We start from the raw sequence: 26,717 nt of genomic DNA on the forward strand, positions 1-26,717 counted from the left end.
GGAGCCCGGGGAACCGGGAACCGCGAGACGCCGAGAGGAGGCGACGACACGTGAAGAACCAGCTGAGCAACAAACTGACTGGCCAGGCCGCTGTTGCCGCTTCCGTTTCGCTGCGTCTCTGCTCCGCGGGTGTCCCCGCGGGCGGAGTCTCGCTGACCGGTGTCTGCGGTGGTCTGGTCCTCGACACCACCTCTGTCGCTGTCGCCTCCGTCATTACCACCGGTGCCCTGCGTACCAGTGTCATGACCGATGCCGGCCTCAGCACGGGTGTCGGGACCGGTCTGTCCCTCGGATGGGTCGCGGTCGATGGTGACTCCGCGCGTGTGATGCGTGGCGGACGACCGACCAAGGCACCGAAGGCAGTGGATGCGGCGGCCAAGCATGGCGCCTATCTGCAGGTCGTCGGTGCCGGAGCCGCCCCGAAGCAGGACGAGCAGCTGATCAACCTGGCTGAGGCCGCCTTTAACGGCGCCGAAGCCGTCCGGAACCGGGCCTTCCGCGGGCCTGAACCCTGGAGAGAGCGAACCTGAGCACCCTCAGGTCGGCAGCTTTCCAGGGCCGCGGAACCCGTACACCGGGATCCGCGGCCCTCTTGTTTTGTCCGGTACGACAGACCACCAGGCCCCTCGGGGCCTCCTGACCGGCCCACCAGTCCGCCGGTCAGGAACCAGAACTCCAGACGAGGAAGACGCCACCAGTGTCCACGGTCATCACACCGCCCACCCCGTCCGTACCGCCGACATCGCCGACCCAGGCCGTGCCCGCCCAGTTCCCTCCCCCGGAAGGTTCCCTCATGCAGATCACCGCGCTCGACGACGCCGAGACGCTCGGCGCTCCCATCCCGTGCCGCTCCTTCGACCCGGAGGTCTTCTTCGCCGAGACCCCGGCCGACGTGGAGTACGCGAAGTCCCTCTGCGGCACCTGCCCGGTGAAGGAGGCCTGCCTCGTGGGCGCCCTCGACCGGCGTGAGCCATGGGGTGTCTGGGGTGGCGAGCTCTTCGTGCAGGGCGTCGTGGTGGCCCGCAAGCGGCCGCGTGGCCGCCCGCGCAAGACCGAGGTCGTCGCATGAACCCGTCCGGAGCAGCTTCAGTCCACCGGGATTGCCCCCCGGCGGACGGCGCACTGCGCCATTCCGTCCGCATCGCCCTTGCCCAGGCCGATGCCGCGGTGAAAACCACCTACCCGACCACGCACCACGAGCAGGACCACAACATGCCGATCACCGCAGGGCGCTCCGCCCGCGCCGAGCAGACCACTGAACTTTCGATCCAGAACAGGACCCTGGAAATGCATCTCATGCAGGAAAACCTGGCCCGTGCCCATATGCAAGAACGCATCCACGAGGCTGAGCACCAACGCCTGGTGCTGCGCGCCGTCCAGGTCGGCAGGCTCCGCCGCAAGGCCGAGCGCGCCTCGCTGCGCGCCCGCAAGGTGCTGGCGACGGCCGTCATGTAGGCCTTCCGGCCCCGGCACGCTCCGCACCCGCTGCACCTGAGGCTGACACGACTGTGCCCGGGTCCCCTGTCGAGGGGGGACCCGGGCACAGTCGTGTTTGTGTGTCAGCCCTGCCGTGTGTCAGCTCTGCCGTGCGTCAGCTCCGCGGTGCCGGCGCCTCTTCGACGAACCCCGGCAGCCACTGGGTGAGCTCGTCGTGCAGTCTGACGGTGGCGCCGAGCTGGCAGAGCACACCGATGGTGCTCAGCGTGACGCGGTGGATCAGCAGGTACGACGGCGGGAGGTTCAGCTGCTTGCCGAGGTTGTAGGCCGGGGAGCGCGGGTCGGCGATGCGCGCGGCCTGCGTCCGCATCCACTCCCTGGTGAAGGTGAACTCGGCCGCTCTGGTGGGTTCGATGATGGGCAGCAGGTAGTCCAGCACCGCATCCGGGTCCAAGGTGATGGTCGGGCGGACGAAACCCTCCTGCTTGAGCGAGTCGTAGACCGCTCCCGCGTCTCCGGCGAGGGCGAGGCGGAGGCAGGTGCCGATGGGAGTCGGCAGTCCGCCCGGCAGCCGGTCGACGGTTCCGAAGTCCAGGACCCCGAGCTTCCAGGAGCCGGCCGACCGCGAGGTCTTGAGCAGCCGGAAGTTCCCGGGGTGCGGGTCGGCGTGCAGCAGGCCGGTGCGGGCCGGGCCGGCGAAGAGGAACCGCGAGAGCAACTGACCGGCGCGGTCCCGCTCGGCCTTGGTGCCGGAGGTGATCACCTGGGAGAGGGGCTTGCCGTCCATCCATTCGGTGACCAGGATCTGTCCCGCCTGGGCGACCACCCCGGGCACCGAGATGTCGGGGTCCCCGGCGAACTCGTCGGCGTGCCGCTGCTGTGCCTCGGCCTCGAGCTCGTAGTCCAGCTCCTCGGTGACCCGCTCTCGCAGCTCGGCAATGAGGGGTTTGATGTCCATCCCCGGAATCAGCGGCCCGAGCACCTTCGCCAGTCGGGCCAACTGGCCGAGATCGGTCAGCAGGGCGTCGCCTGCTCCGGGGTACTGGATTTTCACCGCGACGGTTCGGCCGTCCTGCCAGACCGCCTTGTGGACCTGACCGATCGAGGCCGCTGCTGACGGCTCGTCGGAAAAGGACCGGAAATTCGATTTCCAGTCCGCGCCCAGCTGTGCGGCCAGGACGGAGTGGACCGTCCGGGTCGGCATCGCGGGGGCGGAGTCCTGCAGTTTGGTGAGCGCCGCCCGATAGGGCCCCGCCACGTCCTCCGGGAGTGCCGACTCGAAGACGGACATGGCCTGGCCGAATTTCATGGCACCCCCCTTCAGCTTTCCGAGCGTGGCGAACAGCTGCTCCGCCGTCTGCTGCTGCAGCTCCGCGGAGACCTCCTCGGCGGGGCGACCGCCGAGCCGCTTCCCGAGGCCGAGGGTCGCCCGGCCGGCGAAGCTCAGCGGCAGCGCCGCGAGCCGCGCCGTGCGGGACACCGCCTTGCGCGGCATGTCAGACATGGGCCACCCCCGGGGCGAGCAGGGCCGCGAGCCTTGCGGTGCGGGTCACAGCCTTGCGCGGAAGATCGCTCACCCGGGCCTCCCTCGAATGCGTGGACCGACAGTCACCACGGCTGCGGTGACAGGGGACGGCGGTCACTAGGCCATTGTGCCCCGTTCCCCTCAAGGCCCGACCGGAGCCCGGAGGGTGGGATTCCAGTCGGCGTCTCCGCAGTCGGACGGTTGGATACGGAGCAGCCGTGGCTCGCGGCGGGCCGGGCGGGCGGCCGGCTCAGCGCCAGAAGCAGCCGCATTCGGTGTGCGGGGGCAGCCGCAGCCGGCGGACCATGCCGTCGGCCGCGGAGACCTCGCACCAGCCGTCCACACTCGGCGGGCGCTCGCCGTCCAGCAGGAGCAGCGCGTGCAGCCCGGCCAGGCCCGCCAGCGCGGTGGCGACCGCGCCGTCACAGGCGGGCTCGCGCGGCCGGCCCGGGCCCTCGGCGGCCAGCTGGGCGAGGAGTGCGGGCCAGGCGGAGTCCTGGTCGGTGCGGGCGAGCGAGACGCAGCGGCCGCAGGCCGAGGCGCCCGGCAGCACCAGCGGGCCGACCACGCCCAGGTGTTCGACCACCCCGACGTAGAGGTGCGGGATCCCGGCCCGCATCAGCCGCTGCGCCTCGGCGGCATCGCCGGCGAACGCGCCGCTGCCGTCGCGCGGGGCCAGCACGACCAGGTCCGGCGGCGGCTCCCCGCCGGCCCGGCCCCGCTGTCCCGAGGGCTGTGCCGAGAGCTGTGCCGAGGACTGCGGAGAGGGCTGTGACGAGGCTTGCGTCGAGGGGCGTGCCGGCCGGCCCGCCGAGCGCTCCGGCGGGCCGCCCGGCGGGAGTCCGGCCGCCCGGCGCACCGCCTCGCGGGCCGCGCTGCTGCGCAGTCGGCCGGCCTCCTGGGCCGGAATGCCGGCGGGCGCGCAGTCCCCGGGCAGCACCCGCCCCTGGTCCAGGACCTCGACCCGGCCGACGCCGCCCGCCGCGAGCACCGCCGCGACCGCCGCGCCGACCCGGCCGGCGCCGCGCACCTGCACCCACCGGCCGGTCCGCCGGGCCAGCGCCCGTGCGCCGCCGCCCGGCTCGGGGTGGAGCAGCGAGAGCGAGGCGAGATCGGGCCCGAGCAACTCGCGTCTGCTCGGCGGCAGCACGGCCAGCTCCTCCTCGACCGCCCGCGCGTCGTCCAGCAGCCCGGCCTGTTCGAGTGAGTGCAGCGCCTCGGTGACGTAGTCGGGGGCCAGCCCCAGGCCCTGGCCGGCCTCGGCGAGCTGCGGGCCGTCCCGCGCGCCGTCCAGCAGGGCGAGGAACGCACAGAACCGGTCGTCCGCCTGCGGCACCAGGCGGGCCAGGGCAGGGACGGTGCCGAACTGCAGCGTCACCTGGTCCCGCCAGGCGCGGGACAGGGCCGGCTTGAGCATCGGGCGCATGGCACGTCTCCATTCCCCTCGGGCTCCGCCATGATGAATGGCGAGTCACCGAAAGAAGTCGAGTGACGACTTTGAGTAGGGAAAGCGTGCCTCAACTGCGAGAATTCGCCAAGCCGGTTATCCACAACCCTGTGGATACGGTCTGACGATCATTCGAGATCGCCATTCCGTTCACGATCGGTGTTGAGAACAATTCGGCCGGGGCAGCGGACTTCTGTCAGTGCCACCGGGTAACGTCGTGTGCCATGGCAGCCGAACGGGACTCCCAGCCATCGGCGTCGCCTCGGCGTGCCCGTCCAGCGGCCGGGTCTGGAGTCGCGACGTCCGGTAGGCGCGGGACAAGTCAGCACGCAGCGCCGTCACAGCATGCCGCACCGGGTCAGCAGGCGCAGCATGGGCAACACGGCCAGCACGGTCAGCACGGCCCGGTGGAGGTCCGCCGCAGTGCCCGGCGCAGCCGCACGGTCTCCGCCTACCGCGAGGGCGATCGCACGATCGTCCTGATCCCGGCCCGGATGTCACTCGCCGAGGAGCAGCGCTGGGTGGCCCAGATGCTCGACCGGCTGGCCGCCCAGGAGAGCCGGCGAGCGCTCGGGGACGACGCGCTGGCCGAGCGGGCCGCCCGGCTGTCGGCGGGCTACCTCGGCGGCCGGGCCCGCCCGGACCAGGTCCGCTGGGTCACCAACCAGAACTCCCGCTGGGGTTCCTGCACCCCCAGCGAACGCACCATCAGGCTCTCGCACCGGCTCCAGGGGATGCCCGAGTACGTGCTGGACTACGTGCTGCTGCACGAGCTCGCGCACCTGCTGGTCCCCGACCACGGCCCCCGCTTCTGGGCGCTGCTGGAGTCGTACCCGCGCACCGAGCGGGCCCGCGGCTACCTCGAAGGGGTGGCCTCGGCGGCCCGGCTGCCGCACATCCCGGGCGCCCGCGGCGGTGCGCTGCCCGCCCCGAGCGAGGGCGACACCGAGATCTGCGGCTGACCGCCCGTCGCCAGGGCCTGTCCTCAGACCCAGGGACGGGCGGTCAGCCGCAGTCGGTCAACCCGTCAGCCGGTGAGCTTCGCCGCCAGCGCGACCAGCCGCCGCAGCGGATCGTCGGTCAGGTCGGGCAGCTCGTCGTAGTCGAACCAGCGCAGGTCCAGCGACTCCTCGCTGATCTGCTCCTGCGCGCCGGGCGGCGCCAGCGCGACGAACTGCACGTCCAGGTGGCTGTTCTCCGGCTGGTCCTTGCCGTTGCAGTACACCTGGTGCCGGTCGAGCTGCACCGGCATCGGGCGCCCGCCGTCACCGTCCGCCGTCAGCAGGGTCAGGCCCTCGATGCCGGACTCCTCGGTGGCCTCGCGCAGCGCGGCCGCCGCGAGCGTCTCGTCCTCGGGCTCGCAGTGGCCGCCCATCTGGAGCCAGAGCCCGACCTTGGGGTGCAGGGTCAGCAGCACCCGGCCGGCGGCCGGGTCGATCACGGCGGCGCTGGCCGTGATGTGGGCGGGCAGGCAGGACTTCCACAGGCCGTCCTGATGGTCCGCCAGGTGCGCCAGGTAGTCACGGCGCAGCTGGTCCTGGGTGGCGTCGGCCGGGGCCCAGGTCTCCAGCGTGCTGATCGCGTCGGCGTGGATCACTGCTCGGTGTCGTCCTTCTTCTCGTCGGCACCAGGCTGCTCGTCGGCGGCCGGCTTCTCCTCGGCGGTGGGCTCCTCGGCGGTGGGCTTCTCGTCGGCGGCCGTCCGGCCGCCAGCCGCAGCCTCGCCGAGCAGCTTGTCGAAGGCCGCGAAGTCGAGCCCGCCCTCGGCCGACTCGTCGCCGCCCGGGTGCACGAAGCCGTCCGGGTCGTCCAGGTCGGCGGCGGTCGGCAGCATGTCGGGGTGCTGCCAGAGCGCGTCACGGCCCTCCAGGCCGCGCGCGTCGGCCAGCGAGGCCCACAGCCGGGAGGCGTCGCGCAGTCGGCGCGGGCGCAGCTCCAGGCCGACCAGCGTGGCGAAGGTCTGCTCGGCCGGCCCGCCGGTCGCGCGGCGGCGGCGCAGCGTCTCGCGCAGCGCGCCGGCCTGCGGCAGGTGCGGTTCGGCGGCGGCGTGCACCACCGCGTCCACCCAGCCTTCGACGAGGGCCAGCGCGGTCTCCAGCCGGGCGAGCGCGGCCTTCTGCTCCGGCGTGTCCTCGGGCTGCAGCAGCCCGCCGGCCAGCGCGTCCTGGAGTGCCTCCGGGTTCTCCAGGTCGAGCCGGCCCATCAGCTCCTCCATCCGGGAGGTGTCGACCTTGATGCCCCGGGCATAGGCCTCGACCGCGCCGAACAGGTGCGCCCGCAGCCACGGCACGTGCGTGAAGAGCCGCTGGTGGGCGGCCTCGCGCAGGGCCAGGTAGAGCCGCACCTCCTCGGCCGGCACGCTCAGGCCCTCGCCGAACTCGGCGATGTTCTGCGGCAGCAGCGCGGCCTTGCCGGTCGGCGCGAGCGGCAGGCCGACGTCGGTCGAGCCGAGCACCTCGGAGGCCAGCGCGCCGAGCGCCTGCCCGATCTGGGTGCCGAACATCGCGCCGCCCATCGAGCGCATCACGCCCATCAGCGGCCCGGCCATCGCCTGCATCTCCTCGGGCAGCACGCCGCCCATGGCGTTGCCGACCCGCTCGGCGACCGGATCGACCAGCTCCTGCCAGACCGGCAGGGTGGCCTCGATCCACTCGGCACGGCTCCAGGCGACCGCGCCGGCGGAGGAGGACGCGAACTCGGTGGCGGAGTCCAGCCAGAGCTCGGCGAGCCGGACCGACTCCTCGACCGAGGAGCGCTCGGTCGCGCTGACCGAGCGGTCCTTCGTCTTGCCCTCGGCCGGCTCGGCGACCACACTCTGCCGCGCGATGTCCTTGGCCAGCTGCCAGTTGACCGGTCCGCCGTCGAACGACAGCATCTGGCCGAGCTGCTGGAAGGCGGCGCCCAGGTCACCCGGGTTCATGCCGCCCATCATGGCGGCGAACGGGTTGTCGCCGGCGCCGCCGTTCTGGCCGCCCATGCCGAAGAGCGCGCCGAACGGGTTGGCGCCGAAGCCGAAGGGCATCTGCTGGGCCGGCTGGTCGCCGGACTGCCCGGCGGCGCCCTGGTCGCCCTGCTTGGCGTTCTCGCCGTTCTCGCCGTCCTTGCCGTTCTCCGGCTCCTCAGGCGGCTTACCGAATCCGAAGGGGAGGTCGCTCACAGGTTCCTCGATCTGGTCGGCCGTCACGCGGGTGGAGTGGCGGGAAAGCAAGTGGTGGGGAGAACAACGGGTGAAGCACAGCAAGATAGGGGACAACGGCCGGGAACGCCGGGTGCCGGCCGGCTTCGGACGGGCTCGCCCGTGCCGGGTGCGCCGCCGGGCCCACTCCTCGGGCAGGATGGACCGTGCGTGACACTCGTACGTACGCACATAAGCTAACCGTGGAGGATGCCCGGTGAGTTCCCCGCCTTCGGACGTTCGCTCTGGGCTGACCGGAGGCGAGGAGGCCCAGGTGGCCCCTGGGTCCGTGCACCCAGCCTACGGCGGTCCGCCGCTCATCGTCGCCGTCACCGGCGCCGCCGGCGTGCTCGGTGAACGGCTGGTGTCCCGGCTGGTCGGGTCGCCCGCGGTGCGCCGGGTGCTGGCCATCGACGACCGGCGCGGCGAGACCCCCGGCGTGCAGTGGCGGGTGCTCGACGTGCGCGATCCGGCGGTGGCCGAGCGGCTGCGCGGGGTGGACGTCGTGGTGCACCTGGCGATGGACCTCGGTATGGAGTCGGATGCCCGTGCCCGCAGCGCCTACAACGTGCGCGGCGCGCAGACGGTGCTGACCGCCGCCGCGGCCGCCGGCGTGCACCGGGTGGTGCTCTGCACCTCCGCGATGGTCTACGGCGCGCTGCCGGACAACGAGGTGCCGCTGGCCGAGGACTCCGAGCTGCGGGCCACCGAGGAGGCCAGCCTGGTCGGCGACCTGCTGGAGATCGAGCGGCTGGCCCGCCGGGCGCCGGGCGTGCACCCGGGGCTGCAGGTCACCGTGCTGCGCCCGGCCGTGGTCGTGGGCCCGGGCGTCGACACCGTGCTGACCAGGCACTTCGAGGCGCCCCGGCTGCTCGTGGTGGCCGGCTCGCGGCCCTGCTGGCAGTTCTGTCACCTGGACGACCTGGCGGCCGCGCTGGAGTACGCGGCGCTCGGCCTGGTCGAGGGCGAGCTGGCGGTCGGCTGCGACGGCTGGCTGGAGCAGGAGGAGGTGGAGGAGCTCTCCGGGATCCGCCGGATGGAGCTGCCCGCCGCACTGGCGCTCGGCACGGCCGCGCGGCTGCACCGGCTCGGGCTGACCCCGGCGCCGGCCGGCGACCTCGCGTACACGATGTACCCGTGGGTGGTCTCCGGCAGCCGGCTGCACGAGGCGGGCTGGCGGCCGCGGTTCAGCAACGAGGAGGTGCTGGCCGAACTGCTCGGCCAGGTCTCGGGCAAGCACGCGGTGGCCGGGCGGCGGCTCGGTGGCAAGGAGGCCGCGACCAGCCTGGGCGCGGCGGGCGCGACGGTGGCGCTGGTGGGCACCGCGGCGCTGGTGCGCCGGGCCCGCAAGCGGCGGCGGATCTGACCGGCGGTAGTTGCAATGGGGGAGGGGCGGGGCGCGTGACGGACAGCGCGGAGTCGCGGCGGACACCGGACAGTACCGGGCGGGAACGCTTTGGACGACCGGACAATTGTCCGAGCCCGCCCCGGATGGCGGATCATGGGGGCATGTCCGAGAACCACGACCCCATCCGCCTGCTGGCCGTCCGGGAGACCCCGCTCTCGCTGGACGAGGTCTACGCGGCGGTCGGTGACGACGCCGCCGGCGGTACCGCGATCTTCGTCGGCACGGTCCGCGACCACGACGGCGGCAAGTCGGTCGCCGCACTGGAGTACAGCTGCCACCCGAGCGCCGAGCTGGAGATGCGCCGGATCGCCGAGAAGGTGGTCGCCGACTACCCGGTCCGGGCGCTGGCGGCGGTGCACCGGGTCGGCCGGCTGGAGATCACCGATGCCGCGGTGATCGTCGCCGTCTCCTGCCCGCACCGGGCCGAGGCCTTCGCGGCGGCGCGCAAGCTGATCGACGACCTGAAGCACGAGGTGCCGATCTGGAAGCACCAGGTCTTCACCGACGGCGAGGAGGAGTGGGTCGGCGCCGGCTCCTGCTGAGCCCCCGGAACGCGCGCGGGGGCAGCCCCGAAGCGCGAGTGGGTGAGCCCTGGAACGCGCGCGGGCGAATCCGGCCGTAACTCTCCGGGCCTCACGGACGTTCTCAGACCAGGCGGTTAATGTGCTGATAGGCACGACGATCTGGGAGGACTGACATGGGCGCACTGGCCTGGCTGGGCATTCCCGTCGTTGCGGGCGTGATCGCCGTCATGTGGGCGGCCTGGGCGGCCCGGCCGCCGCGGGCCACCGGAGACGGTGCCTCACTCGCCGAGCACCAGCGCTTCCTCGCCGCGATGGAGCGCAGCACCGTCGGCACGGGGACGCCTCCGTCGGGAGGCAGGAGCAGGGCGTCGGAAGGTGCCGCCGACCGGGACGTTTCTTCCTGACCCGACGGGCGCCATCGGGGCCGGTTCCCGTACTGTCGTGCCATGCCACGCCGCTCTGCGACGATGCTCGCCGCCACCCTGATGCTCATAGCGCTGCTCTGCGCCTCCGTGCTGCTGCCGGTGCCGTATTCGCAGCTGAGCCCCGGGCCGACCTACAACACGCTCGGTGCACAGGACAAGGGCGGCACCCCGGTGATCAGCATCACCGGGCACCAGACCTATCCGACCAGCGGTCACCTGAACATGACGACGGTCGAGGTCACCGGGGCGAACTACGAGCCGAGCCTGGTCTCGGTGGTGGTCGGCTGGCTGCGTGACGACGTGCTGGTGGTGCCGCACGACACGCTGTACCCGAAGGGCACGACCGAGCAGCAGTCCGAGCAGCAGAACGCCGAGCAGTTCGCCAGCTCGCAGGACAGCGCCAAGGCGGCCGCGCTCACCCAGCTGGGCTACCAGGTCGGCACCGAGGTGAACGTCGCCTCGGTGGTGGCCGGCGGCCCGTCCGAGGGCAAGCTGCACGCGGGCGACCGGATCGTCGCGGTGGACGGCGTCCAGATCACCGGCACGGACCAGGTGGCCAAGCAGGTCACCAAGCACAAGCCGGGCGAGAACGTGGTCTTCACGGTCGTCCCGCACGCCAAGGACAGCATGAACCCGTCGCCGGCCGACCAGAGCCAGGTGACGATCACCACCACCAAGGCGCCGGACGACCCGAACCGGGCGATGGTCGGCATCCTGCCGGGAGTGACGCACACCTACCCGTTCAAGATCGACATCGGGCTGCAGGACGTCGGCGGGCCGAGCGCCGGCCTGATGTTCTCGCTCGGCATCGTGGACAAGCTGACCCCGACCGACCTGACCGGCGGCAAGTTCGTGGCGGGCACCGGCACCATCGACGACGGCGGCAACGTCGGCCCGATCGGCGGGATATCGATGAAGGTGATCGCGGCCCGGGACGCCGGCGCCAGGTACTTCTTCACGCCGAGCGACAACTGCGCCGAGGCGAGCAAGAACACCCCGAGCGGGCTGCGGCTGATCAAGGTGGACACGCTGGGCGGCGCGCTCCAGGCGCTGGGGGACATCCGGGCGGGCAACGACGCGGCCCTGCCGTCCTGCACCGCACACTGACGGTCGTCCTGCACACGAGAACGCCCTGCACACGAGAACGCTCTGCACACGAGAACCCCCTGGCACTCGCCAGGGGGTTCTCACGTTCAGTACGACCCGGCTCAGGCGAAGGTCGCCAGCAGCGCCTTGGTCAGGCCCGGCACCAGGTCGGGGCCGGTCAGCACCTCGCGGGCCAGGTCCTTCTCGCGCAGCCGGATCGCCGTCTCGCGCTTGCCGTCGCGCAGCACCGCGGCGGTGATCCGGACCTCCTGGCGGCTCGGGTGGTTGGCCACCCACTCGGCGATCTGCGCCTCGGTCGCGTTCGCCGGGCGGGTCTTCTCGGCGCCCGGCGGCAGCATCAGCCGCTCGACCACCAGCGCGCAGCCGGACACCATGTCGGGCCAGGCGATGGTGCCGAGGAACTCGTCCAGCGCCATCCCGGCGGGCAGCTCGTCCTGCTCGACCGGGGTGAGCGAGCCGTCCTGTTCGGCGTCGAGGCCGAGCTGCTTGGCCACCTTCGGGTCGCTGCGGCGCAGCTTGGCGCTGTCGACCAGGGCGAACAGGCGGGCGGGCAGGTCCCAGCCGAGCCCCGCGACGTACTCGTCGATCTCCAGGGCGGCGCGGGTCAGCGGGGTCGCGGCCGGCGGCAGGCCGGCTTCGGCGGGGGTGTTGCGGGCATCGGACATGCCTCAATCCTCACATGTCGCCGCACTGCCCCGGGCCTGACCCGCTCGGAACGTGCCCTGCGCCCGGGAACTCGGGGAAAGGCTGATTTAGTTGCTCTCGGGGTAGAGCCCCCCGCAGTTGCCCAGACCAGTCGCGCAGACCAGTTGATCGATACGGCTTCGATCGATACCGACTACAACAGCAGAGGTGCCGCCTTGGTATTCCAGATGCCCGAACGAGGAGGGCCCGGGTTCCGCCCAAGAGTCGGTCCCCCCTCCCGCCGCACCAAGGTCCTGCTGCTCTCCGTCGGCGTGCTGGTCCTGCTCTTCCTGGCCTTCGTGCTGTTCGCCGGTTTCTGGACGGACTGGCTCTGGTTCAAGTCGGTCCACTACGCCTCGGTCTTCCGCACCGAGCTGTGGACGAAGGCCGCGCTGTTCGGGGTCTTCGGGCTGCTGATGGCGCTGGTCACCGGCGCGAACATCTGGCTGGCGTACCGGCTGCGGCCGCCGCTCTCCGCGATGTCGGTGGAGCAGCAGAGCCTGGACCGGTACCGGATGGGCATCGCGCCGTTCCGCAAGTGGCTGCTGCTCGCCGCCTCGCTGCTGGTCGGTCTGATCGCGGGCGTCGCGGCCTCGGGGCAGTGGCGGCTCTGGCTGCTGTGGACCAACGAGACCCCGTTCGGGGTGAAGGACAGCCAGTTCCACCTGGACGTCTCCTTCTACGCCTTCAAACTCCCCTGGTACGAGTTCCTGTTGGGCTTCGCGTTCAGCGTGGTGGTGGTCTCGCTGGTCGCCGCGCTGATGGTGCACTACCTGTACGGCGGGGTCCGGCTGCAGGGGCCGGGGCGCCGGGCCAGTGCCGGGGCGCAGGGCCATCTCGCGGTGCTGCTGGGCGTGTTCGTGCTGCTGAAGGCGGTCGCGTACTGGCTGGACCGGTACGCACTGGTGGTGAAGACCGGCTCCTACAAGGGAGTTCAGGGCTACACCGGCCTGCGCTACGTGGACGCGAACGCGTTCCTGCCGGCCAAGACGATCCTGTTCTGCGTCGCGCTGATCTGCGCGGTGCTCTTCTTCCTGACCCCGCTGCGGCGGACCTGGGCGCCCGCGCTGATCGGCTTCGGCCTGATGGCGCTCTCGGCGGTGCTGATCGGCGGGCTCTACCCGGTGCTGGTGCAGCAGTTCCAGGTCAAGCCGAACGAGCAGGCCAAGGAGACGCCCTACCTCAAGCAGAACATCGACGCGACCAGGCAGGCGTACGGCATCGCGGACAGCCAGACCAAGCAGTACAGCCCGAACGGGACGGCTGACCCCACCACCCTCCAGTCGGACAGCCAGACGATCTCCGACATCCGGCTGCTCGACCCCAACATCGTCTCGCCGACCTTCCAGCAGATCGAGCAGCAGCGCTCGTACTACGGCTTCCCGGCCACGCTGGACGTGGACCGCTACAACACGCCGGCAGGCGTCAACACCCCGGCGGGCGTCCAGGACACCGTGATCGGCGTCCGTGAGCTCAACCCGCAGGGCGTCCAGCAGCACAGCTGGATCAACGACCACTTCAAGTACACCCACGGCTACGGCGTGGTCGCCGCCAAGGGCAACCAGGTCAACGCGAACGGCCAGCCGGTCTTCACCGAGTCCGGCCTGCCCACGACCGGCAGCCTGGGCGACTACGAGCAGCGGGTCTACTACGGCGAGAGCACCACGACGTACTCGATCGTCGGCGGCTCCAACCGCGAGATCGACAACACCGCCGCCGGCGGCGAGCAGACGTACCAGTACACCGGTGACAGCGGGGTCTCGCTGGACAACCCCTTCACCCGGGCCGCCTACGCGGTGAAGTTCAGCGAGCCGCAGATGCTCTACTCGGGCGCGATCACCAGCGGCGCCAAGGTGCTCTACGACCGTACGCCGCAGGAGCGGGTGGCCAAGGTCGCGCCGTGGCTGTCGATCGACGGGGACGCCTATCCGGTCGTGCAGAACGGCCAGTTGACCTGGGTGCTGGACGGCTACACGACCTCCGACGGCTACCCCTTCTCGTCGAAGACGACGCTCGGCGACGCCACCAAGGACTCGCTCAGCAGCGAGCGCGGCCAGGAGGTCGGCAACGCCGACCAGGTCAACTACATCCGCAACTCGGTCAAGGCCACCGTCGACGCGTTCACCGGCAAGGTGACGCTCTACCAGTGGGACGACAGCGACCCGGTGCTGAAGACCTGGATGAAGGCGTTCCCGGGCACGGTCGAGCCGAAGAGCGCGATCCCGGCCACGCTGCTGCCGCACCTGCGCTACCCGCAGGACCTGTTCAAGGTGCAGCGCGACCTGCTGGGCATGTACCACATGACCGACCCGAACGCCTTCTTCAACGGGACGGACATCTGGCAGGTGCCGGCCGACCCGACCAACGGCAGCAACCAGGCCCAGCCGCCGTACTACCTGACGCTGCGGATGCCCGACATGCCCGCCGCGACCTTCTCGCTGACCAGCACCTTCGTGCCCAGCGGCCGGCCGAACCTGGCGGCCTTCATGGCGGTGGACTCGGATCCCGGGCCCGACTACGGCCGGATCCGGATCCTGACGGTGCCCAGCGACAGCAACACGCCGGGGCCCAACCAGGTGCAGGCGAAGTTCAACTCCAACTCGACGGTCGCCACCCAGATCACGCTGCTGAAGAACGGCAGTGACGCGAACCTGGACTACGGCAACCTGCTGACGCTGCCGGTGGGCGGCGGGTTCCTCAACGTCGAGCCGGTGTACGTCAAGGGCAGCGGCTCGAACTACCCCGTGCTGCAGAAGGTGCTCGCGGTGTACGGCAACGACAACGTGGCCTTCGAGAACAACCTGAGCGATGCGCTGACCAAGGTGCTCGGCGCGGCGCCCGGCGCGACCGGGACGGCGCCCAGCGGCAGCGGAACCGGAACCGGAACCGGAGCAGGGACCGGGAGCAGCACGCCGCCGAGCGGTGGCAGCTCGGCCGGCATTCCGCCGGCGCTGCAGAAGGCGTTGGATGATGCACAGAAGGCGTTCTCGGACAGCCAGAATGCGTTCAAGTCCGGAAACTGGACGGCCTACGGGCAGGCTCAGCAGGCACTGCAGAACGCGCTCAACGAGGTGAACGCGATCGAGCACCCGGCAGCCGGCAGCACGCCCACCGCAGCGCCCACGGCGGCGCCCAGTACGGCGCCCAGTACGCCGCCGAGCCAGGCGGCCAGCCCGGCTGCCGGCGGGGCGGCCGGCGCCACGCCGACGCCGTAGCGCGGCCGCGAGCCGCGGCCCCCGCGCCGGCCGTCCGACCGGCGGTCTGCGCGGGGGTCCCCGTGATCGTGCTATGGTTTGAACACAACGACGCGGGGTGGAGCAGCTCGGTAGCTCGCTGGGCTCATAACCCAGAGGTCGCAGGTTCAAATCCTGTCCCCGCTACTCTCGTCGAAGGCCCGGAGATTCGTCTCCGGGCCTTCGACGTTTTCCGGGCCGTTTCCCAGATCGTTTCGCAGCGCTCCCGCCGGGTTCTCCGGAATTCTCCGGGCGCTGCCGGGTGGTTCCTCCGCAGCGCCCCGCCGGTGGTCGCGGGCCGAGGTCGCCCTGCTTGTCGCCGTCCTGACAAGTTTTTCTCCCCAGGCTGTTGACGCGGCTGATGGTCTAGTCCACCGTGGGGCCACTCGGTGGCTCGGCGGTTCGGCGCGCCGTAGCGCTCCGGGGCGGAGAGGAGCGGGTCGATGGACTCGGGGGAGGCGGGCGCCGAGCGGCGGTACGGCGAGCTCCGTTATCAGCTGCTCGGGCCGCTGGTGGTCCGGCGGGCCGGCCTGGAGTGCGACGCCGGGCCGGCGATGCAGCGGGCGGTGCTCGCGGTGCTGCTGCTGGGCGCGAACGAGCCGGTCTCGCGCGAGCAGGTGGTGCAGGCGGTCTGGGGGAGCCGGGCCACCGCGAAGTCGCCCGGCCTGGTCGCGACGTACGTCTCCCGGCTGCGGCAGGTGCTGGAGCCGGACCGGCCGCGCCGCGCGCTCGACGGAGTGCTCTCCTCGCGCGGGGCCGCCTACCGGCTGTCGGTGGTTCCCGGCGGCCTCGATCTGCACGACTTCGAGGCGGCCCGGCAGCGGGCCCGGGACCGGCGGGCCGCCGGGGAGCCGGCCGCGGCGCTGGCCGCCCTGGACGGCGCGCTGGCCCTGTGGCGCGGCGGCGCGCTGGACGGGCTGCCCGGACCGTTCGCCGCGCTGCACCGCGGCCGGCTGGCCGAACTACGGCTCGCCGTGCAGGAGGAGCGGCACGAGCTGGCGCTGCAGCTCGGGCGGCACCACGAAGTGGTCGCCGAGCTGGGGCTGTTGGCGTCGGCGCATCCGCACCGGGAGCGGCTGCGCGCGCTGCTGATGCTGGCGCTGTACCGGGCCGGGCGGCAGAGCGAGGCGCTGGCGGTGTTCACGGAGACCAGGCAGCTGCTGATCGACGACCTGGGCCTCGAGCCGGGGCGGGAGTTGGCCGAGCTGCATCGCCGGATCCTGTGCACCGACCCGGAGTTGGAGCCCGTCGCGGTGTCGGCGCCGGATCCGGTCCGGTTCCAGCCGCTGCGCCCGGCTCAACTCCCCTCCGATCTAGCCGACTTCACCGGCCGGGCGGGCGAGCTGCGGACCCTGGGGCGGCTGCTCGGCGGCGGTGCCGTGACCGGCGCCGTACCGGTGGCGGTGGTCAGCGGGCCACCCGGGATCGGCAAGACCGCGCTGGCCGTGCATGCCGCGCACCGCTGGCGCGAGCGGTTCCCGGACGGCCAGCTGCACGCCGTGCTGCACGACGGCGCCGGCCGGCCGCGGCCGCCCGATGAGCTGATCCGACGGTTTCTGGCCGATCTGGGTCGTGACGTTGACGAGGTGTCCGCGCATGATCCCGAGCGGCTGACCGCGCTCTTCCGGTCCGTCAGTTCGGGCCGCCGGCTGCTGCTGGTGCTCGACGACGCCCGGGACGAGGCACAGCTGGCGCCGCTGCTGCCGGGGTCGCCGAGCTGCGCGGTGCTGGTCACCGCACGCGGCCGGCTGGCCGGGCTGCCCGGTGCGCGGCGCGTCCCGCTCGACCGGCTCGGCCCGGTGGAGGCGGGGCGGCTGCTCCGCCGGCTGCTGGCGGCGGCCGGGGTCGGCGCCGCCGAGGTGTCGGAGGCCGGCGGCGCGCGCGGTGGGATGGGCGGTGGGGCGGGTGGTGGAGCCGGGCCGGGGGAGCAGCTGCGGACCGTGCTGGCAGCCTGCGCCGGGCTGCCACTCGCGCTCCGGTCGGCCGCCGCGCGGATCGCCGCCGGGCGCGCAGTCGCGGCGCTGGTCGAGAGGTTGGCCGATGAGAGCCGCAGACTCGGCGAACTCAGCCCGGGTGGCCGGGGCGTGCTGGAGGCGCTCGCCGAGGCCGAGCGGCGACTGCGCGAGCGACCGCAGGGGGCGGCCGCGATGGCGCTGCTGCGCGAGCTCGCGTCCGGCCGGTCCGCCGACGCGGCCGGGGTGGCCGGGCCCCCGGTGGAGGAGTTGCTCGAGCTGCTCGCCGAGTACGGCCTGCTCCAGACGGCACCCGGCGGCCGGCACCTGCTGCACCCGCTGACCGAGCTCTTCGCGCGCGGCAGTGCGAAGCCAGGAGGCGGTGCGCTGCCAGATGGAGGTGCGCAGCCGGAAGGTGGTGCGCAGCCGGGCGACGGATGGACGGCGGATGGAATCCGAATGTCGGCCGAACCCCAACGCCCGCCCGCTCGACCCGTCTGAGCTGCGGTGACACCGCTCCGGCCGGCAGCCGCCGAGGTCCGCGCGGCCTTGACGGCGGCTCGGTCGGGCCAGGCCCACCGGCTCCCCTTGACCGGGTATTTGGTCTAGTCCACTCTGTGATCCGGGTCCCTCTGGGGCGGGCTGTGCCGGAGTTTCCCGGGGGCGGGCCGTACCGCAGGAGGCCCGCTCCCTGCTGCCTGGATTCCGTCCGCGTGGCCCGGCCCGGCCCCACCCGCGCCGGCCCGCCGAACCGAGGAGCTGCACTGTGCCCATCCACCGTGCGACCAGAGCGACCAGAGCAACGATGAGAAGACCCGGCGCGCCGAGTCGCGGCTACCGTGCCGCGCTGGCCGGTACGGCGGCGTTCGCGCTCGCGGCGAGCGGTGCGGTGCTGCTCGCCGGCGGCGGCAGCGCTAGTGCCGCCGTGGTCAACCTGCTGCAGAACCCGGGCTTCGAGTCCGGGAACCTGACCGGCTGGAGCTGTTCGGCCGGCTCCGGGGCCGTGGTCACCAGCCCGGTCCACAGCGGCTCGTACGCACTGCAGGCCACGCCGGCCGGCAGCGACGACGCGCAGTGCTCCCAGCAGGTCGCCGTGCGGCCGAACTCCAGCTACACGCTGAGTGGCTGGGTGCAGGGCAGCTACGTCTACCTGGGCGACAGTGGGACCGGTGGCACCGACACCTCCACCTGGAGCACCAACGCCGCGTGGAACCAGCTGACCACCGGTTTCAGCACCGGCTCCGCCACCACCAGCGTGACGATCTACCTGCACGGCTGGTACGGCACCGGCGCGTACGGCGCCGACGACCTGGTGCTCAGCGGCCCCGGCACCCCGCCCCCGCCCCCCACGACGCAGCCGCCCACCTCGTCCACGCCGACGTCGAGCGGCGGCCCGACGGCCACGGGCGGTCCGACCTCCACCGGTACGCCGACGTCCAGCGGTACTCCCACCGCCACCTCCACCCCCACGGGACCTGGCGGCAACAAGCACCTGCTGACGGGCTACTGGCAGGACTTCGACAACGGCGCCACCGACCAGCGGATCAGCGACGTCAACCCGGCCTACGACATCATCGCGGTCGCGTTCGCCACCGCCGACCCGGCCAGCCCCGGCGGCATCACCTTCTCGCTGGACAGCACGCTGGCGGGCAAGCTCGGTGGCTACACCGACGCGCAGTTCAAGGCCGACATCGCCGCCAAGCACGCGGCCGGCAAGAAGGTGATCCTCTCGGTCGGCGGCCAGAACGGCACCATCTCGGTCGGCGACTCCACCTCGGCGACGAACTTCGCGAACAGCGCCTACGCGTTGATCCAGCAGTACGGCTTCGACGGTGTCGACATCGACCTGGAGAACGGCGTCACCTCGACGTACATGAGCCAGGCGCTGCACTCGCTCGCTGCGAAGACGGGCAGCGGCTTCGTGCTCACCATGGCGCCGCAGACCATCGACATGCAGTCCACCGGCACGCAGTACTTCCAGTTGGCGCTGGCCACCAAGGACATCCTCACCGTCGTCAACACGCAGTACTACAACAGCGGTTCGATGAACGGCTGCGACGGCAACGTCTACTCCGAGGGCAGCGAGGACTTCCTGACCGCGCTCGCCTGCATCCAGCTCCAGGGCGGGCTGGCGCCCAGCCAGGTCGGCCTCGGTGTGCCGGCCTCGACCAGCGCGGCCGGGAGCGGCTACGTCTCGCCGTCCACCGTGGACAACGCGCTGGACTGCCTCGCGAGCGGGACGAAGTGCGGCTCCTTCAAGCCCTCACACACCTGGCCGGGCATCGGCGGAGCGATGACCTGGTCCACCAACTGGGATGCCAGCAACGGCAATTCCATCGCGACCACGGTCGGCGGCCACCTCCACGGCATGAGCTGACCGACCGTCGGAAGTCGGCCCGCCCCCACAGCGGGCCCAGCACGGTTCTCCAACCCCCACAGCACAGGAGAAGACCGCATGCACGGAAACAGACGACCGGCATGGGCGGTGACCTCGGCAGCCGCGCTGCTGCTCGGCGGCGCCCTGTCGGTGCTCGGCATCGCCCACGCCCAGGCCACCCAGGCCACCGGGAGCACGGCCACCCCACAGGCCGCCGCGACCAACACCACAGGCGCGCCGGCCACCTCGGGCGGCATCAAGGTGGCCTACTACGACCAGTGGTCGGTCTACCAGAACGCGTTCTACCTGAAGAACGTGGACACCACCGGTGAAGCCGGCAAACTGAACTACCTGATCTACGACTTCGAGAACATCGACCCGGTGAACCACACCTGTTTCGAGGCCAACTCGGCCGCCTCGCAGGACGAGAACAACCCGAACGCGGGTGACGGCGCCGGTGACTCGTACGCCGACTACGGCAAGACCTTCGGCTCGGACACCAGTGTGAACGGCACCGCCGACACCTGGAACCAGCCGATCGTCGGCAACTTCAACCAGCTCAAGGAGCTGAAGGCGAAGTACCCGAACCTCAAGGTGCTGCTGAGCATCGGCGGTTGGACGTACTCCAAGTACTTCTCCGACGCGGCGGCCACCGACGCCTCGCGCAAGGCGCTGGTCAGCTCCTGCATCAACATGTTCATCAAGGGCAACCTCCCCTCGCAGAACGGCTACGGCGGCAACGGCACCGGGGCCGGCATCTTCGACGGCTTCGACATCGACTGGGAGTACCCGGGCGGCGGCGGGCACGTCGGCAACCACTCCTCGACGGCCGACAAGCAGGACTACACCGCACTGCTGGCCGAGTTCCGCTCGGAGTTGAACACCCAGGGTGCGGCCGACGGCAAGAGCTATGCGCTCTCGGCCGCGCTCCCGGCCGGCCAGGACAAGATGGCCAACATCCAGACCGACCGGATCGGCCAGTACCTGACCTTCGGCGACGCGATGACGTACGACATGCACGGCGGCTGGGAGCCCACCGGGCCGACCAACCACCAGGCGCCGCTGTACGACAACCCCGCCGACCCGTCCACCGCGATCCCGCCGGGCACCAGCAAGTACTCGATCGACGAGGCGGTCAAGGCGTACACGGTCGGCGATCCGCAGTACGGGATCCCGGGCGGCTTCCCGGCGAACAAGCTCAACATGGGCGTGCCGTTCTACTACCGCGGCTGGACCGGCGTGCCGGCCGGCTCCCAGCACGGCCTGTTCCAGACCGCGACCGGGCCCGCGCCCGGAGCCGCGGACTCGGGCAACGTGGCGGGCACCCGGATGTACAAGGAGCTCGGCGGCGTCGTGGACAACGCGTCGGACACCTTCTGGGACCCGGTCGCGCAGGCCGCGTACTTCTACGACGGCACGAACTTCTGGACCGGCGAGGACGCGCAGTCGATCCAGGCCAAGGCGGACTACCTGCACTGCAACGGCCTGGGCGGCTCGTTCGCCTTCTCGCTGTACGACCTCGATCCGGCGGCCACGCTCTTCAACGCGATGGTGACGGACACCAACGGGTCCGCGTCCAACTGCCCGGCGCCCCCGCCGACGGGCAGCCCCAGCGCCAGCCCGACCTCCTCGCCCACCTCGTCGCCGACGAGCAGCCCCACCTCCAGCCCGACCTCGTCCCCCACGTCCAGCCCCACCTCGTCGCCGACCTCCTCCCCGACCTCCACCCCGACCGGTCCCGGCGGCACGATCGTGGCCAACGGCGGCTTCGAGTCGGGCGCGCTCTCCCCGTGGACCTGCACCGGAAACCTCGGTTCGGTGGTGAAGAGCCCCGTGCACTCCGGCTCGTACGCCCTGGCGGGCGCTGCGAGCAGTAGCGACGACGCGCAGTGTTCGCAGACCGTCACGGTGAAGCCGAACACCACGTACACGCTCTCCGGCTGGGTGCAGGGCAACTACACCTACATCGGGGTGACCGGCTCCGGCGCGGACACCTCGACCTGGACCAGCGGCCCGAGTTGGAGCCAGCTCTCGACCAAGTTCACCACCGGTGCCTCGGTCACCTCTGTAACCGTCTGGGTACACGGCTGGTACGGGCAGGGTACGTACTACGCGGATGATTTCAGCGTCAACTGATACTCCGTGAGCCGAAGCGGTGACGACGGAGGCGGTGCCACCATAAGCGGTGGTACCGCCTCCGGTACTATTGGCGGACGCTCGGTACATCCCATGGCCTATGGGGGTTTGTGAGGCGCAAGTGTCGGGAAATCGACAAAGCGCTGAAGCAATCTCGCCGGCTTCGGCCCGGCTCGGCGAAATCGCGGCGGGCAGGTGTACGCGGGTATTCGGGTGATGCGACGATGGACCATGTGGGGGACGGTGCGCGACTGCTGACGGGTCGTGAGCACAGAAGTGTCCCCAGCGGATGCCGCGGCACTCGGGGGGAGCGGGAGTCGGCATGAAGCTGATCGGCAGGAACGAGCCCGGCTCCGGCTCCGGTGAGAGCGACGCGCTGACCGCCCCCGTGCCCGCACAGCGCGGCCTGGCCGGCCGGGCGAAGGGGGCTTCCTACGGCCCGGAGAGCCTGGTGCACGTGCCGGTCCCGCAGGTCGGCGGCCCGTACCCGGCCCCGGTCGCGACGGCCTCGACAGTCGGGACAAGCACGCCGGCCGTGATGCCCGAGAGCGGTGCCGAGGCGGTCGAGGCCGCGGAGGCCACCGCGTTCGCCACCGGCAGCTTCGAGACCGAGCTGGCCGCCCGCGAGTCCGCCGAGCTGGAGACCAGGCACCGCGCCGCCGCCGACTCCGGCGACCCGAACGCGGCCAGTCTGCTCGGCGCGCTGCTGCTGCGGCGCGGCGACCTCGACGATGCCGAACCGTATCTGCGCAGGGCCGCGGCGGCCGGGATCCGGGCCGCCGCGAACAACCTCGGCGTGCTGCTGCACCAGCGCGGCCACCGGTCCGAGGCCGGCCAGTGGTGGCGCCAGGCCGCGGTGGCCGGCAGCGCCCCGGCCGCGCACGCGCTCGGCCTGCACCTGCGCGACCACGGCGACGAGGAGGCCGCCGAGTACTGGCTGCACTTCGCCGCCGAGCAGGGGCACGCACTCGGTGCCTACGCGCTGGGCGATCTGATGGAGCACCGGCGCGACGTGCGCGCCGAGCGCTGGTTCAAGGCCGCCGCCGACGCGGGCCACCGCGAGGCGGCCTACCGGCTGGCCCGGATGCGCGAGGCGGCCGGCGACAAGGAGAGCGCCGAGACCTGGTACCGCACCGCGGCCGTGCGCAGCCACGCCCGCGCCGCGCTGCGCCTGGGCGTGCTGGTGGAGGAGCGCGGCGCGCGCGACGAGGCGGCCCGCTGGTACCGGCAGTCCGCGCAGAACGGCGAGGCCCGGGCGGCCTGCGCGCTGGGCTTCCTGCTGCGCGACTCCGGCGACCTGCCGTCCGCCGCCGAGTGGTGGCAGGAGGCCGCCGAGGCCGGTGACGGCAACGCCGCCAACGCGCTCGGCGCGCTGCACGCGGCCCGCGGCGAGGACACCGCGGCCGAGCGCTGGTACCGCGCCGCGCTGGACGCCGGCGACCACAACGGCGCGTTCAACCTCGGCCTGCTCTGTGCGAACGCCGGCCGCGAGGCGCAGGCCGAGCAGTGGTACCGCCGGGCCGCGTACGCCGGACACCGCGAGGCCTGCAACGCGCTGGCCGTGGTGCTGCTGCAGCGCGGCGACGAGTCCGGCGCCGAGCCCTGGTTCTCCAAGGCGGCCGAGGCCGGCAGCGTGGACGGCGCGTTCAACCTCGGCATCCTGCACGCCGGGCGCGGCGAGCACCAGCAGGCCCAGGAGTGGTACGCCCGGGCCGCCGCCGAGGGCCACGGCGAGGCGGCGCTGCAGCTGGCCGTCGCCAAGGAGCAGCGCGGCGACCTGCCGGCCGCGCTGGACCGCTACCGCCAGGCGGCGGCCGGCGGTTCGGCCGAGGGCGCGTTCCGGCTCGGCTCGCTGCTGGACCGGCGCGGGGACGTGCCGGCCGAGTCCGAGCACTGGTACGCGGTCGCGGCCGACGCCGGGCACGCCCGGGCCCAGGTCAGGATGGGGGTGCGGGCCGCCGAGCGCGGCGCGCTGGAGATCGCCGAGAGCTGGTACCGCCGGGCCGCCGAGAGCGGCAGCCGCAGTGCGGCGTTCAACCTCGGCCTGCTGCTCGCCCGTCAGGAGCACGAGGCGGAGGCGATGCTCTGGTACACCCGGGCCGCCGACGCCGGGCACGGCCGGGCGGCGCTGCGCCTCGCGCTGCTCGCGCTGCGGCGCGGTGAGCCGGTGCAGGCCGAGAACTGGTGCCGGCGGGCGGCCGACTACGGCCCCGCCGAGGTCGCCGAGCGCGCGGCGCGACTGCTGGACGCGCTGCACCCCGAATTGAGTGCGTGAATTGAGCGCGTGAGCCGGGCGCCCGAGCCGGCGCGTTCGGCGTGCGTCAGCGCGTCGCGCGCTGCTGCGCGCCGTCTTCCAGCACGGTGCGGCAGTCCGGGCAGAGCCCGCGGTAGGTGATCTCGGCGCCGGCCAGCAGGAAGCCGAAGCGCTCGGCGTCCGGCAGCGCGGCCAGCGGGTCGCCGCTCGGGTGCACGTCACGGATCGTGCCGCAGGCCGAGCAGACCAGGTGCTGGTGCGAGGTGTGCGCGTTGGGGTCGTACCGCTTCGCGCGGCCGTCGGTGCTGACCTCCAACACCTCGCCGAGCGTGACGAGTTCGCCGAGCGTGTTGTAGACCGTCGCGCGGCTGATCTCGGGCAGCCGGGCCACCGCGCGGGCGTGCACCTCGTCGGCGGTCAGGTGGACGTGCTCCCCGTCGAGGACCTCGGCCACGACGCGCCGCTGTGCGGTGAGTCGCCAGCCCTGCTCGCGTAGACGTGCCAAGAGATCGCTCATGGAACAAACGATATCAAGTTCCGAACTTAGGTCTAGTGTTGACTTAGACAGAGTCCAAGTTAGGATCGTGTCACACGACCGGATAACGCGGAGGTGCTCCCATGACTGCCCAGGACGAGCTGCGGCCAACCCTGACCACTGAGGCCGGCGCGCCCGTGGCCGACAACCAGAACACCGAGACCGCCGGCATCGGCGGCCCGGCTCTGATTCAGGACCAGCAGCTGTTCGAGAAGCTCGCGCACTTCAACCGCGAGCGGATCCCGGAGCGCGTGGTGCACGCCCGCGGTGCGGCGGCCTACGGCACCTTCACGGTGACGGCGGACGTGACGCCGTACACCCGGGCGAAGTTCCTCGGGGAGGTCGGCAAGCAGACCGAGACCTTCCTGCGCTTCTCCACGGTGGCGGGCAACCTCGGCTCGGCCGACGCGGTGCGCGACCCGCGCGGTTTCGCGCTGAAGTTCTACACCGAGGACGGCAACTACGACCTCGTCGGCAACAACACCCCGGTGTTCTTCATCAAGGACGCCATCAAGTTCCCCGACTTCATCCACACCCAGAAGCGTGACCCGTACACGGGCTCGCAGGAGGCGGACAACGTCTGGGACTTCTGGGGCCTGTCGCCCGAGTCGACCCACCAGGTCACCTGGCTCTTCGGCGACCGCGGCATCCCGGCCAGCTACCGCCACCTGAACGGCTACGGCTCGCACACCTACCAGTGGCAGAACGAGGCCGGCGAGTACTTCTGGGTGAAGTACCACTTCAAGACCGACCAGGGGATCAAGAACCTGACGGCCGAGGACGCCGCGAAGCTCGCCGGCGAGGACCCGGACAGCCACCAGCGCGACCTGCGCGAGTCGATCGAGCGCGGCGAGTTCCCGACCTGGACCGTGCAGGTGCAGATCATGCCGGCCGCCGACGCCGCGAACTACCGCTTCAACCCGTTCGACCTGACCAAGGTCTGGCCGCACGAGGACTACCCGCCGATCGAGATCGGCAAGCTGGAGCTGAACCGCAACCCCGACAACGTCTTCGCCGAGGTCGAGCAGTCGATCTTCTCGCCGTCGCACTTCGTGCCCGGCATCGGCCCGTCCCCGGACAAGATGCTGCAGGGCCGGCTGTTCGCGTACGCGGACGCGCACCGCTACCGGGTCGGCATCAACGCCGACCACCTGCCGGTGAACCGCCCGCACGCCACCGAGGCGCGCAACAACAGCCGTGACGGCTACCTCTACGACGGCCGCCACGGCCGCCAGAAGAACTATGAGCCGAACACCTTCGGCGGCCCGGTCGAGACCGGCCGTCCGCTCTGGTCGGCGACCGCCGTCAGCGGCCTGACCGGCAACCACGAGGCGCCCTCGCACAGCGAGGACAGCGACTTCGTGCAGGCGGGCAACCTGTACCGGCTCTTCTCCGAGGACGAGAAGCAGCGCCTGGTCGCCAACCTGGCCGGCTTCATCGCCAAGGTCTCCGCCGACCGCGACGACATCGTCGAGCGCGCGATCGGCAACTTCCGCCAGGCCGACGCCGACTACGGTCAGCGCCTGGAGGCGGCGGTGCGCGAGCTGCGCAAGCAGCAGTAGTCCGCACCCCCGAATACTGCGGGCCCGACGATCAGCTGACTGATCGTCGGGCCCGCTTCCATGCGTGCCGCCATGCGTACCGCGGCTACGGCTACGGCTACACGCTCAGCCGGCGCAGGGTCTCGTCGTGCAGGATGCCGTTCGACGCGACGGCGTCCGCGCCGCCGGGGCCGTCGATGCCGTCCAGGCCGGTGAAGCGCCCGCCCGCCTCCTGCACCACGATGCACGGCGCGGCCATGTCCCACAGGCTCAGCTCCGGCTCGGCGGCGATGTCGACCGAGCCCTCGGCGAGCATCATGTACGACCAGAAGTCGCCGTAGGCCCTGGTCCGCCAGCAGGCCCGGGTCAGGTCGAGGAACGGGTCGAGCCGGCCGCGCTCCTCCCAGCCGCTGAGCGAGGAGTACGAGAGCGAGGCGTCCTCCATCCGGGAGACGCCGGAGACGTGGATCCGGGAGGCCTTGGCCAGGCTGCGCCCGGCGAACGCGCCGAGCCCCTTCGCCGCCCACCACCGCCGCTGCAGCGCCGGCGCCGAGACGATGCCGACCACCGGCTGCTCCTCGCCGTCCGGCCCGACCTCCAGCAGCGCGATCAGCGTGGCCCAGACCGGCACGCCGCGGATGTAGTTCTTCGTCCCGTCGATCGGGTCGATCACCCAGCGCCGCGGCCCGGACCCGACCAGACCGAACTCCTCGCCCATCACCGCATCGCGCGGCCGGGCCCGCTGCAGCACGCTGCGCACCAGCTCCTCGGCGGCCTTGTCGGCGTCGCTCACCGGCGTCAGGTCGGGCTTGGTCTCGATCTTCAGGTCCAGTGCCCGGAAGCGCTCCAGCGTGACCGAGTCGGCCGAGTCGGCGAGAACATGGGCAAGGCGGAGATCATCGTGGTAGTCGGCCATGCTCGAACAGTACCGAGCCGCCCGCAGGACCGACAGCTCGGC

General features: G+C 71.9%; 21 protein-coding genes and 1 tRNA gene. 15 read left to right on the top strand and 7 right to left on the bottom strand.

The features are described from left to right. Window positions 1-50: 50 nt before the first annotated feature. The 3 genes from AC060L_RS06240 to AC060L_RS06250 all read left to right on the top strand — a co-directional run bounded on the left by AC060L_RS06240 (window position 51) and on the right by AC060L_RS06250 (window position 1,455). Window positions 51-530 (top strand): hypothetical protein, encoded by a 480-nt coding sequence (locus AC060L_RS06240; protein WP_483797500.1) that lies wholly within the window; start codon window positions 51-53, stop codon window positions 528-530. A gap of 179 nt (window positions 531-709) precedes the next feature. Continuing rightward, window positions 710-1,069 (top strand): WhiB family transcriptional regulator, encoded by a 360-nt coding sequence (locus AC060L_RS06245; RefSeq protein ID WP_483797743.1) that lies wholly within the window; start codon window positions 710-712, stop codon window positions 1,067-1,069. Beyond that, window positions 1,066-1,455 (top strand): hypothetical protein, encoded by a 390-nt coding sequence (locus AC060L_RS06250; protein ID WP_483797501.1) that lies wholly within the window; start codon window positions 1,066-1,068, stop codon window positions 1,453-1,455. The genes AC060L_RS06245 and AC060L_RS06250 overlap by 4 nt, the downstream gene beginning before the upstream one ends. 136 nt (window positions 1,456-1,591) lie before the next feature. Here the strand turns inward: AC060L_RS06250 and AC060L_RS06255 are convergent, their stop codons facing one another. Beyond that, on the bottom strand, window positions 1,592-2,941 hold the full coding sequence (locus tag AC060L_RS06255; RefSeq protein WP_483797502.1) for an ABC1 kinase family protein: 1,350 nt from the start codon (window positions 2,939-2,941) through the stop codon (window positions 1,592-1,594). Window positions 2,942-3,212: 271 nt separating this feature from the next. Then, window positions 3,213-4,388, bottom strand: coding sequence for a ThiF family adenylyltransferase (locus AC060L_RS06260; RefSeq protein ID WP_483797503.1), 1,176 nt, complete (start codon window positions 4,386-4,388; stop codon window positions 3,213-3,215). A 245-nt stretch (window positions 4,389-4,633) separates the two neighbouring features. On the opposite strand from AC060L_RS06260, the gene AC060L_RS06265 reads away from it, so the two are divergent. Further along, entirely contained in the window at window positions 4,634-5,371 is a 738-nt protein-coding gene (locus AC060L_RS06265; protein ID WP_483797504.1) for a M48 metallopeptidase family protein, read from the top strand. 65 nt (window positions 5,372-5,436) lie between these two features. Here AC060L_RS06265 and AC060L_RS06270 read toward each other — a convergent pair whose 3' ends face one another. Together AC060L_RS06270 and AC060L_RS06275 are read right to left on the bottom strand one after the other, a co-directional pair. Further along, the gene (locus tag AC060L_RS06270) at window positions 5,437-6,006 is read right to left on the bottom strand and encodes an NUDIX hydrolase (protein WP_483797505.1); all 570 of its coding nucleotides are present in this window, start codon (window positions 6,004-6,006) and stop codon (window positions 5,437-5,439) included. Continuing rightward, window positions 6,003-7,565, bottom strand: coding sequence for a zinc-dependent metalloprotease (locus AC060L_RS06275; RefSeq protein WP_483797506.1), 1,563 nt, complete (start codon window positions 7,563-7,565; stop codon window positions 6,003-6,005). The genes AC060L_RS06270 and AC060L_RS06275 overlap by 4 nt, the downstream gene beginning before the upstream one ends. Before the next feature lie 235 nt (window positions 7,566-7,800). Here AC060L_RS06275 and AC060L_RS06280 point away from each other — a divergent pair, with 235 nt between their 5' ends. The 4 genes from AC060L_RS06280 (at window position 7,801) to AC060L_RS06295 (ending at window position 11,047) form a co-directional block, all read left to right on the top strand. Next, a complete protein-coding gene (locus tag AC060L_RS06280) occupies window positions 7,801-8,949 on the top strand; it encodes an NAD-dependent epimerase/dehydratase family protein (protein ID WP_483797507.1) in 1,149 nt (382 codons plus the stop codon). 125 nt (window positions 8,950-9,074) lie between these two features. Then, on the top strand, window positions 9,075-9,533 hold the full coding sequence (locus tag AC060L_RS06285; RefSeq protein WP_483797508.1) for a molybdenum cofactor biosynthesis protein MoaE: 459 nt from the start codon (window positions 9,075-9,077) through the stop codon (window positions 9,531-9,533). Window positions 9,534-9,688: 155 nt separating this feature from the next. Then, entirely contained in the window at window positions 9,689-9,919 is a 231-nt protein-coding gene (locus AC060L_RS06290) for a hypothetical protein (protein WP_483797509.1), read from the top strand. Window positions 9,920-9,961: 42 nt separating this feature from the next. Next, window positions 9,962-11,047, top strand: coding sequence for a YlbL family protein (locus tag AC060L_RS06295; protein WP_483797510.1), 1,086 nt, complete (start codon window positions 9,962-9,964; stop codon window positions 11,045-11,047). Between the two features lie 101 nt (window positions 11,048-11,148). Here the strand turns inward: AC060L_RS06295 and AC060L_RS06300 are convergent, their stop codons facing one another. Further along, entirely contained in the window at window positions 11,149-11,712 is a 564-nt protein-coding gene (locus AC060L_RS06300; RefSeq protein ID WP_483797511.1) for a PPA1309 family protein, read from the bottom strand. 207 nt (window positions 11,713-11,919) lie between these two features. On the opposite strand from AC060L_RS06300, the gene AC060L_RS06305 reads away from it, so the two are divergent. From AC060L_RS06305 to AC060L_RS06330, 6 genes are all read left to right on the top strand, one after another. Next, window positions 11,920-14,946 carry a UPF0182 family membrane protein gene (locus tag AC060L_RS06305; protein WP_483797512.1) on the top strand — a complete coding sequence of 1,009 codons (3,027 nt, stop codon included), beginning with the start codon at window positions 11,920-11,922 and terminating at the stop codon, window positions 14,944-14,946. A gap of 91 nt (window positions 14,947-15,037) precedes the next feature. Further along, a tRNA-Met gene (locus AC060L_RS06310) sits at window positions 15,038-15,111 on the top strand. A gap of 296 nt (window positions 15,112-15,407) precedes the next feature. After that, window positions 15,408-17,417, top strand: a complete 2,010-nt coding sequence (locus AC060L_RS06315; RefSeq protein WP_483797513.1) for an AfsR/SARP family transcriptional regulator — start codon at window positions 15,408-15,410, stop codon at window positions 17,415-17,417. A 304-nt stretch (window positions 17,418-17,721) separates the two neighbouring features. After that, window positions 17,722-19,293, top strand: a complete 1,572-nt coding sequence (locus AC060L_RS06320; protein ID WP_483797744.1) for a chitinase — start codon at window positions 17,722-17,724, stop codon at window positions 19,291-19,293. A 78-nt stretch (window positions 19,294-19,371) separates the two neighbouring features. After that, window positions 19,372-21,429, top strand: coding sequence for a glycosyl hydrolase family 18 protein (locus tag AC060L_RS06325; protein ID WP_483797514.1), 2,058 nt, complete (start codon window positions 19,372-19,374; stop codon window positions 21,427-21,429). Window positions 21,430-21,967: 538 nt separating this feature from the next. Continuing rightward, window positions 21,968-23,704 carry a tetratricopeptide repeat protein gene (locus AC060L_RS06330; protein ID WP_483797745.1) on the top strand — a complete coding sequence of 579 codons (1,737 nt, stop codon included), beginning with the start codon at window positions 21,968-21,970 and terminating at the stop codon, window positions 23,702-23,704. A gap of 46 nt (window positions 23,705-23,750) precedes the next feature. On the opposite strand, the gene AC060L_RS06335 is transcribed toward AC060L_RS06330, so the two are convergent. Continuing rightward, window positions 23,751-24,200 (bottom strand): Fur family transcriptional regulator, encoded by a 450-nt coding sequence (locus AC060L_RS06335; protein WP_483797515.1) that lies wholly within the window; start codon window positions 24,198-24,200, stop codon window positions 23,751-23,753. Between the two features lie 101 nt (window positions 24,201-24,301). On the opposite strand from AC060L_RS06335, the gene AC060L_RS06340 reads away from it, so the two are divergent. Next, window positions 24,302-25,780: a catalase gene (locus tag AC060L_RS06340; protein ID WP_483797516.1), complete on the top strand. Its 1,479-nt coding sequence runs from the start codon at window positions 24,302-24,304 to the stop codon at window positions 25,778-25,780. A 97-nt stretch (window positions 25,781-25,877) separates the two neighbouring features. On the opposite strand, the gene hisN is transcribed toward AC060L_RS06340, so the two are convergent. Beyond that, window positions 25,878-26,675: a histidinol-phosphatase gene (gene hisN / locus AC060L_RS06345; RefSeq protein WP_483797517.1), complete on the bottom strand. Its 798-nt coding sequence runs from the start codon at window positions 26,673-26,675 to the stop codon at window positions 25,878-25,880. Window positions 26,676-26,717 lie beyond the last annotated feature (42 nt).

Source organism: Kitasatospora sp. NEAU-69 (assembly GCF_057158765.1).